We start from the raw sequence: 16,063 nt of genomic DNA, 5'->3' as shown, positions 1-16,063 counted from the left end.
TCCTTGATTCTCTCCTAGCAAATCTTCTAAATGTACAGGCAAAATCTTGTTATGTCTTGGTTCAACAACTACTGCAACACGTTCAATTGCGGGGAATGACTCTAATTTTTTTTCTAGGCGATCGCTTACATCAAAGTCAATAACTTCTAAACTAACTAAAGTTGCTGCATCTACTTGCCCTGAAGCTGTTAGGGGGATGCTAGAAATGGGGACAAATGCTGTGGGGATCAATTCGCTAGGCAAAATTATTTGCAGGTGAGATAACAATTGTTCTAGTGCAAATACACTTGAAGGTACTATATACGCTACTAACTCTTGTTTGTAATTAGGGGTTTGTTTTTTGATGACTACACAATCATCTACAGTTAAACTTGACCTGATAGCAATTTCTATTTCCCTATAAAACAACTTTGTCTCACTTGAAAAGACTAAAAATTGGCTATTATTGTTTGACTGCATTAGTTTTTATATCCTTCTGCAACTTTTTAGAAACTAGGATTATTAATTATTACCCTTTAATTTTTTATATAGCGATTCCCAGTTAAGTGAGGTACAGGTAATATTTTGAAACGCAGAGGGTTGCAGAGTTAAGCGCAGAGGTACGCAGAGATTTGTACTTCAGCAGACTAGGAAACGCTATATATAGGACTAATATTTGATTTCTGAAATGTACGTAGGATGTGTTAGCGACAGCGTAACGCATCTACCGCAAAGTTTTCGGTGCGTTACGGCTTACGCCTAACACGCCACTACACATACTGAGATTTTTTCAGAAATCAAATCGGATTCCTATATATTTTTACTATTATTAATTAAATAGACAGTCTCATTTTTTTCAAGAAAATGCAAGGACAGTTAAGATATTTAAGCAAATTTTTGAGACAGTTAAGATACTTAAGCAAATTATTCTAGGGCTGACGCAACTGGCACATTAGAATAGGACTAAAGCTGCGTGTCGCGCGATTTTTAGTTGAGGCTGTCAATTATTGTTTGTAAAAAGGGTTTTCTTCCTTTACCAGATGATGCTAATACCTTGAACACTTTTTGTAATGCGGTGGAGCGAATAACACGAATCATCTAAGTAGGTCGATGTTAAAAATTGTCGTGATGAAAAGGCAGGAGGCAGAGGGCAGCCTGCGTTAGCGATAGCGCAGCGTTAGCGAATCTTTGAGCGTCGGAACGAGCGTCGCGTCATTGCGAATTGCGAATTGTGAATTTGGTATCAGCCCTGTTTCTCTAAAGTTAAGGTGACGGTTTCACGGGTTTTAAATTTCTCGCTTTATAGAACATTTCTAGGCTGGTGCGATCGCCCACGAACCGCCAATGCCAAGGTTCATAACTCACGCCTTGCACATTATCTTTCGGAAAAGACATCTCAAAGCTAAATCTAGCCGCATTTGCTTGTAGCCATTGAAAAGCTTTGGTTTGATCAAAATCCGCTTGCAGATTTGTGGCTGGTACTGCTCCATCGCCCACATCCACAGCGTAACCTGTGTGGTGTTCGCTATGTCCAGGAGGCGCACTTAAAGCGGCTCTTTGGGCGGGGGTTTGATTGCGTTGCGCTCCCACTTCAAAAAACAATTGTTCTTGTTCTTTCACAGAACGAAAGCCGGAAATCGGCACGATAATTACACCCGCACTCCGCGCTGCTTGCGTCATAGCGCGAAACTTTTCCGCCGCCGCTTTTCGCATCCTTATCCGCCCATCGGCAGTAATGGGGGTTAATTCTGACTCTGGTGCTTCTGGGTAGGCTAAATGTCCCAACACGACATTATTATCTTGCGGATTTGGCGAATTACCTGCCCCTGGAGTCGTTGTCCCAGAATTAGCAGGTAAAGATGGAGAATCGGTGGTTTTTTTTGGTGTAGTGATGGAAAACAAAAAACCACTAATGACAGCCAGCAGAATAAATCCTGCTATTCCCCCAATTAGTAATACCAGAGGTGTTATACGTAGTTTAGATGCGACATCAGGAGTATCGCGTAAAGCCACTGGAATATCATCTTCAGGATCACCTGACGAATTTGGGGGTTTTCCAGAAAATCCAGCTTTATTCAAAGGTCAACTCCTGCTTTGGTGCAAAATTTATAACAGATTCAGACTGGACAGGGATTTGCATATTGGCTAACATTTTACATCTGTCTTTTTCGGTGTAATCTTGACCAACCTCCTAGAACTATACGTCAAACTTGTGGGTTTAGTCCTAGTAGGATTTTTCCTCGGACGGAAACTACCTGCCACATTTCCACCTCGTTTAGGTCAGTTGCTTTTTTGGGTAGGAGTACCTATAAGTATTGTTGCTTTTTTACGCCAAGCTGATTTATCAGCCCAGATTTGGATTGCACCTGCGATCGCTTATATTGCCATTTTCTTAGGGGCATTTTTAGCCTGGTTGGCAATTAAAGGACAAGCATATCTTACTCATACAACTTTTCAACACCCCACTCAGGGAAGTTTAATCCTATCGGCAATGGTAGGTAACACAGGTTATATCGGCTTTCCTGTCACCTTAGCAATGGTCGGCAAAGATTATTTTGCGTGGGCTTTATTTTACGACTTACTAGGGACAGTCTTTGGTGCTTATGGTTTGGGTGTTGCTCTAGCATCGCGCTTTGGCGGCGGTAAAGCTAACTCTTGGCAAATGGCTAAGGCTATCTTCATTAATCCAGCTTTGTGGAGTTTTGGCATTGGCTTGTGGTTTCGCCAAGTTCATCTGCATCCGACTGTGGAATTTTATCTCGAAAATTTGGCTTGGGTGGCTGTGGCTTTATCTTTAGTATTAATTGGAATGCGGCTTTCTTTGCTCAATTCTTGGCACAGGCTACCACAAGCAGGGGTAAGTTTGGCTATCAAAATGGTGTTAGTTCCTTTAATGGTTGGTTTAACTCTCCCATTTTTTGGCATAACTGGTTCTCCCGCCAAGGTGATTGTGTTACAAATGGCAATGCCACCAGCATTTGCCACAATGGTGCTAGCTGAAACTTTTAATCTTGACCGTGAACTTGCTGTTACCTCCCTAGCCGTGGGCGTGATGCTGTTATTGCTGACGCTGCCAGTTTGGTTATGGCTATTTTGAATTAGTTATTTGTTATTGGTTAAAAGTGCTGAGTGCTGAGTGCTGAGTGCTGAGTGCTGAGTGCTGAGTTTTATATTCTTCTCTTACACCTGCTGATTTAACATAATTGACTTAGCTTCTTTGCCAAATCTGCTGGTTTGGTATGTTCGTAATGTTCAAAGGGTTGATGAATCCAAGGGTTATCGGCTAAGTAATCGACGTAATAATCGGGTTTAATAATTGAACAGGCTTTATACCAAACTACAGCACTGCGAATTTCTACTATAGAAGAACTAGTATTTTCTTTTAGCCAAGGAATAGTTTCTTGCAGGGTAATACCAGAGTCTACCAAGTCATCAACTAAAAGGATGCGATCGCCTAATTGTTCAGTAGTCATAGTAATATGACGAGAAAATTTTAAATTTCCTCTTTCTTGCTTACCAGGGCCGCTGTAGGATGATGTCGCTAAAATCGCTAAAGGCATTTCGTAAATGCGCGCGAGAATATCGCCAACGCGCAGTCCGCCTCTGGCTAGGCATACAATTTGGTTAAATTGCCAACCAGATTGATAAATTTCCACAGCTAACTGTTCGATTTTGTAGTGGTACTCTGACCAAGAAACGTAAAGGTCTGACATAAGATCAGTAATTTTGAGGTAATACTTATAGCGATCGCAAATTTTTTATTTTAGTACGAGCTAGATACATCATGAACGATTCTGCTGATGATTATGCCCAAAATGCTGCTGTCAGTCCAAAACTAGACTTTAAAACAAAACTTGCTTATGGTGCGGGCGACTTAGGCCCGGCTATTACTGCCAATATTTCGATATTTTTCTTACTAGTTTTTTTTACTAATGTCGCTGGTATTCCCGCAGGTTTAGCCGGAAGTGTCTTGTTGATTGGCAAAATTTGGGATGCTGTCAATGATCCTTTTGTCGGGATGTTGACCGATAAAACAAAATCTCGGCGTTGGGGTCGTCGGCTTCCTTGGATGTTTTATGGTGCAATTCCCTTTGGGATTTTCTTTTTCTTGCAGTGGATTGTACCCTCATTTAACAACGGGCCGATTAATAATGTTTGGGTTTTATTTTGGTATTACGTAGTCATTGGGTTGATATCACAAGTATTTTATACCGTTGTCAATTTACCTTACACAGCCATGACTCCCGAACTCACCCAAGATTATGATGAACGTACTAGCCTGAATAGTTTTCGCTTTACGTTTTCGATTGGTGGCAGTATTTTATCTTTGATTTTGGCAAAAATAGTTTTTACTCAGATTGCTGACCGTCAGCAGCAATATTTAGTCTTAGCAACTATTTGTACTGTAATTTCGGTAGCCTCTTTATATTGGTGCATTTTTGGTGTGCGCGATCGCATCCTCGCATTTGAAGCAAAACGTATCCAACTTGAAGAACCAGAAAACATTTCTTTCTTAGAACAATTAAAAATTGTCTTTTCTAATCGCCCATTTTTATTTGTGATTGGGATATATCTTTGTTCTTGGCTTGGTGTCCAAATTACAGCCAGCGTCATTCCTTATTTTGTGATTAACTGTATGCGTCTTCAAGAAGCCGATGTGCCTACAGTCATGATTGCTGTACAAGGAACTGCTTTAATTATGTTATTTGTTTGGAGTAATTTAAGTAAAAAACTCGGCAAAAAAATTGTCTATTTTTTAGGCATGAGTTCCTGGATAATTGCTGGGGCTGGATTATTCTTTTTACAACCAGGACAATTAGTTTTAATGTATGCTATGGCTGTCATGGCTGGTATTGGCGTATCTACAGCTTATTTAGTACCTTGGTCAATGATTCCCGATGTCATTGAATTAGATGAACTGCAAACAGGACAACGCCGCGAAGGAATCTTCTATGGATTCATGGTACTGTTGCAAAAATTTGGTTTAGCATTTGGATTATTCTTAGTAGGAAATGCCTTACAATCTGCTGGTTTTAAAGAAGCCGTAGCCGGACAAAAGATACTACCTATACAACCGGAGTCAGCACTTACAGCTATTCGGATAGCTGTTGGGCCTATACCAACTATTTGTTTAATGTTTGGATTAGTTTTAACTTATTTTTATCCTATTACCCGGGAAATGCACGCAGAAATTTTATTAAAACTCAAAGAACGTCAAGCACAAAAAGGACAATAGAGTGAGTCACTGACTAAGTAAGTCGATGCAATAAAACCCAACTATGTTAAGAAAAGTAAATAAGTCTCAAACACTTGGAGTTAGGCAAGAGGAAATATAATTTTTACTTATCCCACCCTGTTCCCCCCGATAAAAACTTACTAATTTCTTCTTTTGGTGAATATCTGCCCCCAAATTCTTTAGTAATGTCTATCCTGAAAGAGTAGGGAAATCACTATAGCGTAAATTGCCAGCAGGTGTTGGATGCTGCAAATAGAACAGATATTACACCATCGTTATCAAATTCAACGGCAACTAGGAAATAATGGCATTCGCCAAACTTGGCTAGCCAAAGATTTACAAGCTGCTGATGGGGAAGAATCATTAGTTGTCGTCAAACTCTTGGCCTTTGGTGGAAATGTCCAATGGGATGACTTAAAGTTATTTGAGCGGGAAGCACAAATTCTCAAACAGCTAAAACATCCGCGTATTCCACAATATATAGATTATTTTTGTGTAGATGAAAGCACATTATGGTTTGGCTTAGTACAACAGTATATCCCTGGGGAATCACTCAAAGAAAAACTAGCATTTAGTCAAAGATGTACAGAACAGCAAGCCAAAAAAATTGCGACTGAGGTTTTAAATATTCTCATATATCTGCATGAATTAAACCCTGGTGTATTACATCGGGATATTAAGCCCAGTAATTTAATTTGGGGGGAAGATAATCATGTATATCTAGTAGATTTTGGTGCTGTCCAAGATAAAGCCGCCAAAGAAGGCGCAACTTTTACAGTGGTGGGAACTTATGGTTATGCACCAATGGAACAATTTGGTGGGCGGGCTGTACCGGCATCTGACCTTTATGCGTTGGGAGCGTCTTTGATACACTTATTAACTGGTATTTCGCCTGGTGATTTACCACAACAAGATTTGCGCTGGCAATTTACTGACAAAGTTAACCTGAGTCCGGGTTTTGGGCGATGGTTGCAAAAGTTGACCGAACCTGCACCAGAAAACCGCTTTAGTAGCGCTCGTCAAGCACTAGATACATTAAAATCAGGTCTAGCTGTCACATCTGTAAGCAAAAAGCTAACCATGAATAATTCTGGTTGTGGTATCAATTCTCCAGAACCAGTACCAGAAGAAATTTTAGGCTGGAATTGGGGTGCTTTTTTATTGCCTTGGTTCTGGCTATGGACTAATCAGGTATGGTGTGGGTTATTTTGCTTTGTACCACAAATCGGTTGGTTTATGGCGATCGCAATGGGGGCAAAAGGCAATGAATGGGCTTGGAAAAGCCGAGAGTGGCGCAGTATAGAACATTTTAAAGAACATCAACGCGGTTGGGCGATCGCTGGCATTATCTTTAGCGTACCCTCTAGCATTATGTTGTGTAAGTTGATGTTCAAATTTTTGGAATACATATTTTGAGGGAGTGGGGGAAGGTGAAGGCAAGAAAAGTATTTTTGCCCCCTGCCCCCTGCTCCCTGCCTCCTTACACTTGCGACTCAAACACACCTACAGGACAAGCAACATTCGTCCCGCCTAAACCACAATAGCCGTTGGGATTTTTAGCTAAATACTGCTGATGATAATCTTCAGCGTAGTAAAATTCAGGCGCATCTAAAATTTCTGTGGTGATTTGACCATAACCTGAACTCGTCAGTGCTTGCTGATAAGCATCGCGGGATGCTTCGGCTTGCTGTTTGTGGCTTTGAGAATAAACGTATATACCAGAACGGTACTGTGTGCCAACATCATTACCTTGGCGCATTCCTTGGGTGGGGTTGTGGCTTTCCCAAAAAACTTTCAGTAATTGGGCATAACTAATAACTTGGGGGTCAAATACAACTAACACTACCTCATTATGGCCAGTCATCCCTGTACAGACTTCTTCGTAGGTAGGGTTGGGTGTAATGCCAGCAGCGTAACCGACAGCAGTAGTGTAAACTCCGGGAAGTTGCCAGAATTTACGTTCTGCACCCCAAAAACAGCCCAGCCCAAATATAGCTTTTTCCATACCTGCGGGAAATGGCGGTTTGAGAGGATTTTTATTTACATAGTGATGGGCAGGTACAGGCATTTCCTTTGCCCGTCCTGGTAAAGCTTCTTCAGGTGTTGGGAGAGATAGCTTTTTTTTACCAAATCCAAATAGTACCATTACGTCTAACTCTGCGGTTTGATATACATCTTTACTGTAGTTAATATTCTAACGATTCTGGCGATCGCTACGGATATATAAGAATTAGATTTGATTTGTGAAAAAAATCCAGTATGTGTAAATCAGCCGAAAGAACAACTCAATATAGAGGTTTTCTACTGTAGTTATCTTGTCTTACTTCCATCAGCCTATTTTTAGCGAATTGGTATAAAGGCTACTGAAATTGGTAGAATTCAAGTCTGGAGAGAAGAGAACATTGAGACATGGTAGTTGCCCATACGGATTTAGATATTGCTGCTTTAGAAGCAGAATACAGCCAGAAATCACCAAGAGAAATTCTGAAGTTTGCCTTGGATAATTTTGACAATATGGCAATTTCCTTCAGTGGTGCTGAAGATGTTGTTTTAATTGATCTAGCTGCCAAGATTACCAAAGACTTCCGCGTTTTTACACTAGATACTGGGCGTTTGCACCCAGAAACATACCAGTTTTTGGATACAGTCAGAAAGCATTATGGGATTAAATTAGAAGTAATGTTCCCTGATGCAGCAGAAGTACAAGCTTTTGTCGAAGAAAAAGGGTTGTTCAGCTTCTATCAAGATGGTCACAAAGAATGCTGTGCTGTTCGCAAAGTCAGACCATTACGCCGCAAATTGAATACCCTTGATGCTTGGGTAACAGGACAACGTAAAGACCAAAGCCCCAGCACGCGCAACCATATTCCCGTAATTGAAGTTGATAGTGCCTTTTCCACCGAAGACCATCAGTTGATTAAGTTTAACCCCTTAGCAAATTGGTCTTCTGCCCAAGTTTGGGAATATATTCGGGCTTTAGATGTGCCTTACAATAAACTGCACGAACGCGGTTTTATCAGTATTGGTTGCGAACCTTGCACCAGACCAGTATTACCTAACCAACACGAACGCGAAGGCCGTTGGTGGTGGGAAGAGTCTACAGCGAAAGAGTGCGGTTTACACGTAGGTAATTTACAAAAGTAGGGAATAGAGAGTGGGGAATAGGGAATAGGCGAGAAAACATCTTACATATCTGCTTATTCCTCCCTTACACCCCCACACCCTTATACCCCTGTATAGAATTCACTCATCCTTGTTTGATAAACCTTGACTAACCTATCAATGCCTTTAAAACGGTAGTCTCCCATTGGTTGAAAGTCTAGAGGTTGTGACAGCATTTGATAGGTGGCTTCACTAATGACACATTCACTGGGAGGACAAACGGCTTCCATCCTAGCGGCTAAGTTAATCGTGGCTCCTAAGGCGGTGTAGTCTACCCTTTGGGAACTGCCGACATCACCCACAACGGCTTTACCACTATTAATGGCGATGCGTAATTGTAGCGGTTCTTGCCAAAAACCGTTGGCGTTTAACCGTTGCAGCCGAGTGAGCATTCCTTTGGCGGCGGCGGTGGCGCGATCGGCGTGATCTATTAAAGGTTCAGGTGCGCCAAAAAATGTCATAATACAATCGCCAATATATTTATCTAAAGTGCCGCCATAGGCAAACACTTCTTGCAGCATTTCTTCAAATAAATTATTTAATAGTTGAGCGATCGCTTTTGGTGTTAACCTCTCTGATAAGGCAGTAAAGCCAACTAAATCTGCAAATAAAATACTAATTTCACTTTCAGTTGTAGGCAAACGTCCATCTGGTAAACCACCTACAGATATTAGTTGTTGCACCACCGCAGGAGAATGGTAACGTTCTAATCTATGACGGATGACTTCTTCTGTTTTGAGTTTCTCAACTAACAACCAACGTTGCACACTCGAAGCGACTAGATTTGCTAAAGCTGAAAAAAAGCTGAGTTCTTCTTCACCACTATTTGCCCAATGATAAGAAGAAAGATGGGCATCAGCATAAAGAACACCAACTACTTTATTTTCATCCCATAAAGGCACAGCCATAGCACTGCGAATGCCTTTGACTAAAATGCTGTGTTCGCCAGCAAACCGCTCATCTTTGTGGGTATCAGCAGTTTGAATTGCTACTTTTTCTTCAAATACTTTTTGGCAAATACTCCGACTAATCCAACTACCATCAGCTGCTAAATATTTTTGTTCTGAAGCATTTCTGGTTGCAGCATTCACTAATTCTAGGTGATTGCCGCCATTGGCATCAATTAACAAAGCTAAACGGTCTATACTGTCGAGATAGCGAAAAACTACTTTTTGCACCTGAGAAAAAATTTCTTCGATAGATGCTGCTGCACAAAGGTTTTTAGCAATATCTACTAAATCTTTCAGGCGGGCAATGCTTTTGTCTTTATTGCCAATATCATCATTGTGACTATCTGCTGCTATCCATTGCTGTTGTAATTGTTCAACGTTCCGCAGAATTGTTCTTTGTTCAGACCCTTCGGTATCTTCTATGTGCTGACTCATCAACTGCATGGCTGGATTTGCCAACAGCACTTCTAATTTGACATTTCCCAGCCAAATAATATCACCATTTTGTAAATCTTTAGCTGTAGTCACAACACTTTGATTTACTTGTGTCCCGTTTTTACTTCCTAGATCCTCAATAGCCCAACCACCATTGGCTTTTTTTCTGACTCGGGCGTGCTTGCGCGAAACTCCACCAAAGGGTAAATACAAATCACAATCTGGTAAACGACCAATGGTGAAATCATCATGATTCACTGTTACCTTTGTGTCTGTATCTCCTTGTTGTAGGCGTAGTATAAGTTCAGTCATGAGTATGATTTATCTATCCTAGAAGCTGGGTCAGCATCTTGAAAGCCAAGGATACGCAAAGCAAATCCTTCACCTTTTCTTTATGACACTGTTAATGGCATTCCGACAAGTGTGTGTAGTAAATATTACATATTCAATTATAAGCGTAGATGGCCAGCAGTAATGCGGAACTAGGTAGATACGGTTTCCGATTTATGAAAAAATCGTACAGATGATAAAATCCAATGGAGTCAGCAAAAAAGTAGCAATTATCAAAACTACATTTTGGCAAACGTAATTTACATTACTGATTTTTTTCTGATTTAGGCATTAATAATCTTAACTTCGGTGAATGTAGCACACACTGATCACTTCTAGGTAAGTAGGTCGTTGTGAATATTTATCCTGAGAATCAGGCAGGAGGCAGCTATGCTGGAGGGAAGAGGCTTTGAGCTTAGTTAATCTTTCGTAACATAGTGAGGTTTTTCTTCACCGACTGACTTAGACTATTCTCTGTATTCAGGTAAGATGGCATCTTGAAGATTTGCACCGTTGAGGTTAGCTCCTCGTAGTTTAGTACCAGTCAAGTTTGCGCCAGCTAAGTTTGCGCCAGCTAAGTTTGCGCCTTGCAGGTTAGTCCAACTCAAGTTTGCACCTGTCAAGTCAGCTTCACTGAGGTTTGCTTGGAATAGGTAAGCACTACTGAGGTGAGCATAGCTGAGATTTGCATTGCTCAAATCTGTTTTGTAAAGGTAAGCGCCAATTAAGGTTGCTTCGTAGAGATTCGCTTTGCTGAGATCAGCTGTAATTAAGTTGGCTTCAACTAAGTTGGCGTATGCAAGGTTAGCGCGGATGAGTTTTGCAGCGCCTAAATCAGCACCTCTGAGGTTGGCATCTTTTAAGTCTGTACCTATGAGGATAGCATTTGCGATCGTCGATTCTCTCAAATTCGCCTCACTCAAGTCAGCACCAATAAAATTTGTATGATTTAACTCTGCTTGGATGAGCGTTGCGCCCCGCAAGTTAGCGACGCTAAAATTAGCCGCACTTAAATTAGCTTCTATCAGCTTGGCTTGATAAAGATTGGCACCACTAAAATCTGCACCGTTGAGATTAGCACGCACCAGCAAAGCTTGACTCAAATCTGCTTTAGCCAAGTTAACTTTCTGGAGGTTCGCACCTCTGAGGTTATCTCCTTGCAAGTTGGCAGCACTCAGGTCTGGTTGAATTTGCGGATTTTTATCTCTCCATTCACTCCAAGTCACTGCACCTGCTTTCAGTAAAACCAGATGCTCTTGATTAGCCATGTTCTCTCCTTTACTCCTGGCGGCCACTGTTGGGATTTGTCCGACCAGCTACACTTTCAATTGCTGTTAATGCTCCCCTCGCACCTGCTAGAATATCTTGTTCTTGTCCACCTAGGTACAATCTGCCAAAGCTCCCAACGGCTTGTACTTCCAAAATATTAATTGCCGCAGCTTTTTCTGCTTCGTTGGCGGCGAGTGCGGCGTAAGCTGCGGGTTCAACTTCTAAGACATACAACGTTTGCCCCGCTAATAATAGCTGTCCTCGGCGGGTGCGGTTGATTAATTGAGTTTGATAAGCATCAATATTGCGGATAATTTGACTAGATACTACACGCGGTTTGATACATTCTTCGCGTCTCACGCCCAAGGTTTCCAAAATCGCTTGACCAGCCGTGCGCGTTTCCCCTTGGGAACCAGAATGAACTTCTAATAAACCATATAGGCGCTCAACTACTTGAACTCCCGGACGCACAGAAGCAGCTTTTAAGGCGACATCAGTAATTTTATTAATTTCAATCCCAGGAGAAATTTCAATCCAGAGTGATGTATCTCCTGGTAAGGGCAGAAAACCTTGAGCTACTGTTCCCATATAGGCTGCGTGTTGTGGTTGCAAGCTGTCAAGAAATACGAAACTGCGTAGTTCTATACCCAAGGTTTTGCTCTCCAGTCATCAGATAAATTTACATATTGCAATATAAAACTACCATAAGCTACGGTCGATACCTAGGATGACTTGGGGCGGGAATGAAAAGGGTGTAGGGTTTAGGGAACCCCATACTGAAAAGCAGGGGCTTGTACCCTATGGGGTGTGGGAAAAAAACCTCTAACCTACACCCCACACCCCGTTTTGGTCAGTTAAGAGAATAGTAGGTTGGGTGTAGCGATAGCGTAACCCAACAAAGTATGCGTGAATGTTGGGTTCCGTTCCTCCACCCAACCTACACCAGTCTAAGTTGTTGCCTTAACTGAACTGTATTGCCCTATGGGGTGTGGGAAAAAAACCTCTAACCTACACCCCACACCCCGTTTTGGTCAGTAGAAAGCAGAAAATAGGGAACAGGTGGCAGCTAGGACGCTGTTCCTTATTCCCTGATTGCTGTATTCATTGAATAATTTCCTAAATCCAATAGAACTGTTGTTTTAGTAGAGTGAATTTGCAGCAACTTCTTCTGTTTTCTTAACTCCCTAAATCTAATTGCACTTGTAACCCGTCATTAGTATCTGTAGACTGGGCTGGCTCTAAATAAATAGGCGTGCTAGGCAGTGATAGTGATTGATTTAAGCGCAGATTATTAGATTGTGATTTGACTGGCTGATTATTGTTAGAAATATTAGTTATACTTCCTCCTTCAAAGAACTTTTTAAAGTCTTCTTGGGCTGTTCTATCACCAATTCCTTCTAGAGAATCACTTGTAACTTTATAATTTTGCCCATTAACGCTAGGGGTTGTTGTTGACTGAGCGTTAACCGGAAGCTCCAAGCTAGCAACAGCCGCCACAATTATCAAAGCAGCAGTAATTTGAGCTTTCATGAGTTTTATCCTAATGCTGATATGTTGCTGATTTTTATTTATTCAGCCAAGAATTTTGGCAACTTCTACTATTAGATATTTTCTACATCCATTAGTATTTTATGTAATGTATAAATTGACTGTCAATGATTTTCAGACTTTGTTAGGAAATACACACATATAAATTAAATGACAGTTATTGACCCTGATTGATTAATAGATTGAAAGATAAAAATATGTAATTGAAACATAATATTAATTTAAGGATGTTTAAAAAATGTTTTATTTCATATTCTGATTTGTTAAGTTATGTAATCTTTGTCAGTTACAAGATACCCGATTTTTGAAAAAAGTCGGGTATCTGAATATGGCTATGTGATTAATCTACACAGCTACGGGTGTATTCGCTGGTTTAACTTGCGGTGTTGCTATCATCCGTATTCCGCTTGGTGCGGCTAAAGTTAAACCCCGCCTTACAGGGCGCACAAGGCGTTTGTTGGCTAAAGAGAGTTGATACTGCGACAAAATTGTGGCTAGGGCAATTTTCATTTCATACTGAGCAAAGGCTAAACCAATACAGCGACGATTTCCACCACCGAAGGGTAAGTATTCATAAGCAGAAAATTGCCGTTCTAAAAAGCGTTCGGGTTGGAATAAGTTAGGCTGTGGGTAAACTTCTGGGCGATGGTGCGCTAAATAAATACTAGGGATGATGCGTGTACCTTTGGGTAAGTTGTAACCCATAACTTCCATTGGCGATCGCAACACCCTAAAAAAAGCAGTCGGTACAATAGGATATATCCGCAAAGTTTCTTGGCACACTGCTGTTAAATAAGGCAGTTTAGCAATATTACTTAGTTCCGTCTCCCATCCTAGAGTCTGCAATTCTTGAAGTAACTTTTGTCGAATGTCTGGTAAAGTATCCAGCCAGTAAAAAGCCCAAGTCAATGCAGAAGCTGTGGTTTCGTGTCCGGCAACCAACATTGTCATTAACTCATCTTGTAATTCGGCATCTGACATTGGCTGTCCGTCATCATAACGCGCAGAAATCAATAAACTTAGGATATCTTGGCGATTCTGCCCGACTTCAGCTTTTCTTTCTTGAATTAAGGCATAAATTAGTTGATCAATTTCTCGTAATTGGCGTGTAGCCTTACCCCAAGGACTCCATGCACCCCAATCTTTTTGTATAAACGGAAAAACCATTGCCATAGCCATTAAAGGCGAACCCATAATATCTAAAACAGAAGTTAATAATTGCCGCAGTTGTTCAAATATTGGCCCTTCATCTACACCAAACACTACACGTAAGATGACGCGCAAGGTGATTTCTTGCATAGAGTCGCGGATATTAAAGGGCTTACCTATGACCCACTCACTGCTCACTTGTTGGGTAATCTCTTGGATAGCTTGACCATAAGCGCGCATTCGCTCACCATGAAAAGGTGGCGTGAGTAATTGCCGTTGACGTTGGTGGCGATCGCCATCTAGTAAAATAAGCGAATTATCACCAAGCAAAAATCTTAAACTTTGGTTGCCTCTACCAGTCTCAAAATAACTAGGATCGGCAGTAAAAATCTCCTCTAACGCTTGGGGATGGCTGAAATATACTAGTTGATTTTCCCTGTTACTCCAAATTGTGAAGTTGTCACCGTAAACTTTGGCGAAGTCCTCAACATACTCTATTGGTTGAGCAATAAACTTAATTAGTCTTCGCCAGTAAGGCAATTTTGGCCCGTCAGGCAAACTGTAATTTACTGTCATAAAAGCTTGTAAGAGTTAATTGTTACTATTTTTATCGGTAGCTTGAAAGAGGGTTTAGGGGTGTAAGAGAAAAACCTCTTTACATCACAGCCTTTTTTATTCTGGCGAGTTTTTCTGTGACTGTGGGTCACGCAAAGCGGTATATTCTTGTATGTATGGCAGGGTCGGAAGTAAGCAGTGCCAAAAATCGTTACTATCCTCAACGGTAAAGGAGGAGTCGGCAAAACGACTACCTCAATCAATTTAGCTGCACAGTTTTCCAAGCGGAAGAAAGTACTACTGGTAGATGCAGATATTCAAGGTTCTGCCAGTTGGTGGTTTGGACGTAATGAAAAAGATATGGGATTTGACTTATCCCAAGAGACAGATCCTCAACTTTTAGGAAATTTACGCAAAATAAAAGGTTACGATTTAGTTGTAGTGGATACGCCTCCAGCGTTGCACTCTGAAGCATTAGCAACAGTAGTAGCGATCGCAGATTATATAGTTTTACCCACACCCCCAGCTGCAATGGATTTAGCTGTTCTCATTGACACAGTTAAATCAGCCGTCGTCCCCACAGGAGTTCCCCATCGTGTACTCTTAACTAAAGTCGATGCGCGCAGTATTGGTGAAGCGATGGAAGCGCAAAACACTCTCCAAAAGCTCGGTATTCCTGTTTTTAAAGGCTTCATCCGTACCTATAAAGCTCACGAACGAGCCGCACTAGAGGGTGTAGCCATTAATCAATGGCGAGGAAAAAATGCTTGGGAGGCGGAATCAGACTATCGCCGCGTGGCTGATGAACTACAGCGTGAATGGAGGAAATAATGGCTAGAAAACAAAATCTTTCTGACTTAATTCAAGAAGAAGCACAAAAATTAACACCAAACAGTGCCAAAGATGAAGGTGCAATTGAAGTACCTGCTGTACCTGTTGTCGAAGAAACAACGGCTACAGAAGAATCAACAGCAGAAACATCTGCAAAACGGAATACTCCTACCAAAGCAGATTTAGAAGCTACTATTAAAGATTTACAAACAACTTTAGAAAAAAATCAGGCAACAGAAAAAGACCTACAAAAGCAAATTAAAGAACTAAAATCAGCTTTAGCCGAACAACAAACATCTGTAGAACGCTTAACACAAGAGCTTGAGGAAACCAAAAAAACAGCACTCCAACTCGCCGAAGCAAATTCTCAACTAATAGAAGAAAATAAAGCTTTACAACAACCAAAAACCAGCATTGTCAAACAGCAACCCAAAGAAAGTTACAAGCCAGTAGTTGATTATCGAAAATCTCACCGTTCACCGGAAAGATTACCTGATATGCCAGCAGAAACCAAAGATGATTTTGCAGCAAATACTTGGTTGTATGACTAGTAGAAGGCAGAAGGCAGAAGGCAGAAGGCAGAAGGCAGAAGGAAATTCTTTAACTCAGCACTCAGCAC

General features: G+C 41.2%; 14 protein-coding genes and 1 pseudogene. 6 read left to right on the top strand and 9 right to left on the bottom strand.

Annotated elements, in window-relative coordinates:
• Positions 1-459: pseudogene (locus H6G69_RS25555) on the bottom strand (AMP-dependent synthetase); the annotation flags it as partial.
• A 783-nt stretch (positions 460-1,242) separates the two neighbouring features.
• Positions 1,243-2,058: a D-alanyl-D-alanine carboxypeptidase family protein gene (locus H6G69_RS25550; protein WP_190691923.1), complete on the bottom strand. Its 816-nt coding sequence runs from the start codon at positions 2,056-2,058 to the stop codon at positions 1,243-1,245.
• A gap of 100 nt (positions 2,059-2,158) precedes the next feature.
• Here H6G69_RS25550 and H6G69_RS25545 point away from each other — a divergent pair, with 100 nt between their 5' ends.
• Positions 2,159-3,076, top strand: a complete 918-nt coding sequence (locus tag H6G69_RS25545; RefSeq protein WP_190691922.1) for an AEC family transporter — start codon at positions 2,159-2,161, stop codon at positions 3,074-3,076.
• Between the two features lie 97 nt (positions 3,077-3,173).
• Here the strand turns inward: H6G69_RS25545 and H6G69_RS25540 are convergent, their stop codons facing one another.
• A complete protein-coding gene (locus H6G69_RS25540) occupies positions 3,174-3,692 on the bottom strand; it encodes a phosphoribosyltransferase (RefSeq protein ID WP_190691921.1) in 519 nt (172 codons plus the stop codon).
• Between the two features lie 71 nt (positions 3,693-3,763).
• Here H6G69_RS25540 and H6G69_RS25535 point away from each other — a divergent pair, with 71 nt between their 5' ends.
• Complete coding sequence (locus tag H6G69_RS25535; RefSeq protein ID WP_190691920.1) at positions 3,764-5,215, top strand: MFS transporter; 1,452 nt, start codon at positions 3,764-3,766, stop codon at positions 5,213-5,215.
• 243 nt (positions 5,216-5,458) lie between these two features.
• Positions 5,459-6,631, top strand: coding sequence for a serine/threonine-protein kinase (locus tag H6G69_RS25530; protein WP_190691919.1), 1,173 nt, complete (start codon positions 5,459-5,461; stop codon positions 6,629-6,631).
• Between the two features lie 64 nt (positions 6,632-6,695).
• On the opposite strand, the gene msrA is transcribed toward H6G69_RS25530, so the two are convergent.
• On the bottom strand, positions 6,696-7,361 hold the full coding sequence (gene msrA / locus H6G69_RS25525; protein WP_190691918.1) for a peptide-methionine (S)-S-oxide reductase MsrA: 666 nt from the start codon (positions 7,359-7,361) through the stop codon (positions 6,696-6,698).
• A 263-nt stretch (positions 7,362-7,624) separates the two neighbouring features.
• Between msrA and H6G69_RS25520 the strand changes: the two genes are divergently transcribed.
• A complete protein-coding gene (locus H6G69_RS25520; protein WP_190691917.1) occupies positions 7,625-8,359 on the top strand; it encodes a phosphoadenylyl-sulfate reductase in 735 nt (244 codons plus the stop codon).
• A gap of 80 nt (positions 8,360-8,439) precedes the next feature.
• On the opposite strand, the gene H6G69_RS25515 is transcribed toward H6G69_RS25520, so the two are convergent.
• From H6G69_RS25515 to H6G69_RS25495, 5 genes are all read right to left on the bottom strand, one after another.
• On the bottom strand, positions 8,440-10,074 hold the full coding sequence (locus H6G69_RS25515; RefSeq protein WP_190691916.1) for an adenylate/guanylate cyclase domain-containing protein: 1,635 nt from the start codon (positions 10,072-10,074) through the stop codon (positions 8,440-8,442).
• Positions 10,075-10,559: 485 nt separating this feature from the next.
• A complete protein-coding gene (locus tag H6G69_RS25510) occupies positions 10,560-11,360 on the bottom strand; it encodes a pentapeptide repeat-containing protein (RefSeq protein WP_190691915.1) in 801 nt (266 codons plus the stop codon).
• Between the two features lie 10 nt (positions 11,361-11,370).
• Positions 11,371-12,012 carry a hypothetical protein gene (locus H6G69_RS25505; RefSeq protein ID WP_190691914.1) on the bottom strand — a complete coding sequence of 214 codons (642 nt, stop codon included), beginning with the start codon at positions 12,010-12,012 and terminating at the stop codon, positions 11,371-11,373.
• 525 nt (positions 12,013-12,537) lie between these two features.
• Positions 12,538-12,891 carry a hypothetical protein gene (locus H6G69_RS25500; RefSeq protein WP_190691913.1) on the bottom strand — a complete coding sequence of 118 codons (354 nt, stop codon included), beginning with the start codon at positions 12,889-12,891 and terminating at the stop codon, positions 12,538-12,540.
• 363 nt (positions 12,892-13,254) lie between these two features.
• Positions 13,255-14,634, bottom strand: coding sequence for a cytochrome P450 (locus H6G69_RS25495; RefSeq protein WP_190691912.1), 1,380 nt, complete (start codon positions 14,632-14,634; stop codon positions 13,255-13,257).
• Between the two features lie 177 nt (positions 14,635-14,811).
• Between H6G69_RS25495 and H6G69_RS25490 the strand changes: the two genes are divergently transcribed.
• Both H6G69_RS25490 and H6G69_RS25485 read left to right on the top strand, forming a co-directional pair.
• Positions 14,812-15,444, top strand: coding sequence for an AAA family ATPase (locus H6G69_RS25490; protein ID WP_190691911.1), 633 nt, complete (start codon positions 14,812-14,814; stop codon positions 15,442-15,444).
• On the top strand, positions 15,444-15,995 hold the full coding sequence (locus H6G69_RS25485; RefSeq protein WP_190691910.1) for a hypothetical protein: 552 nt from the start codon (positions 15,444-15,446) through the stop codon (positions 15,993-15,995). The genes H6G69_RS25490 and H6G69_RS25485 overlap by 1 nt, the downstream gene beginning before the upstream one ends.
• The last annotated feature ends 68 nt before the right edge of the window (positions 15,996-16,063 follow it).

Source organism: Nostoc sp. FACHB-110, from assembly GCF_014697425.1.
GTDB lineage: Bacteria > Cyanobacteriota > Cyanobacteriia > Cyanobacteriales > Nostocaceae > Nostoc_B.
Note: the sequence above shows the minus strand (reverse complement) of the source record. Positions and strands in the feature narration are given on the sequence as shown.

What these genes read in the sequence shown, in the direction of transcription:
- H6G69_RS25500 (WP_190691913.1), bottom strand. Translation starts at nt 12,891, where the DNA reads ATGAAAGCTCAAATTACTGCTGCTTTGATAATTGTGGCGGCTGTTGCT.
- H6G69_RS25535 (WP_190691920.1), top strand. Translation starts at nt 3,764, where the DNA reads ATGAACGATTCTGCTGATGATTATGCCCAAAATGCTGCTGTCAGTCCA.
- msrA (WP_190691918.1), bottom strand. Translation starts at nt 7,361, where the DNA reads ATGGTACTATTTGGATTTGGTAAAAAAAAGCTATCTCTCCCAACACCT.
- H6G69_RS25485 (WP_190691910.1), top strand. Translation starts at nt 15,444, where the DNA reads ATGGCTAGAAAACAAAATCTTTCTGACTTAATTCAAGAAGAAGCACAA.
- H6G69_RS25520 (WP_190691917.1), top strand. Translation starts at nt 7,625, where the DNA reads ATGGTAGTTGCCCATACGGATTTAGATATTGCTGCTTTAGAAGCAGAA.
- H6G69_RS25495 (WP_190691912.1), bottom strand. Translation starts at nt 14,634, where the DNA reads ATGACAGTAAATTACAGTTTGCCTGACGGGCCAAAATTGCCTTACTGG.
- H6G69_RS25510 (WP_190691915.1), bottom strand. Translation starts at nt 11,360, where the DNA reads ATGGCTAATCAAGAGCATCTGGTTTTACTGAAAGCAGGTGCAGTGACT.
- H6G69_RS25515 (WP_190691916.1), bottom strand. Translation starts at nt 10,074, where the DNA reads ATGACTGAACTTATACTACGCCTACAACAAGGAGATACAGACACAAAG.
- H6G69_RS25530 (WP_190691919.1), top strand. Translation starts at nt 5,459, where the DNA reads ATGCTGCAAATAGAACAGATATTACACCATCGTTATCAAATTCAACGG.
- H6G69_RS25540 (WP_190691921.1), bottom strand. Translation starts at nt 3,692, where the DNA reads ATGTCAGACCTTTACGTTTCTTGGTCAGAGTACCACTACAAAATCGAA.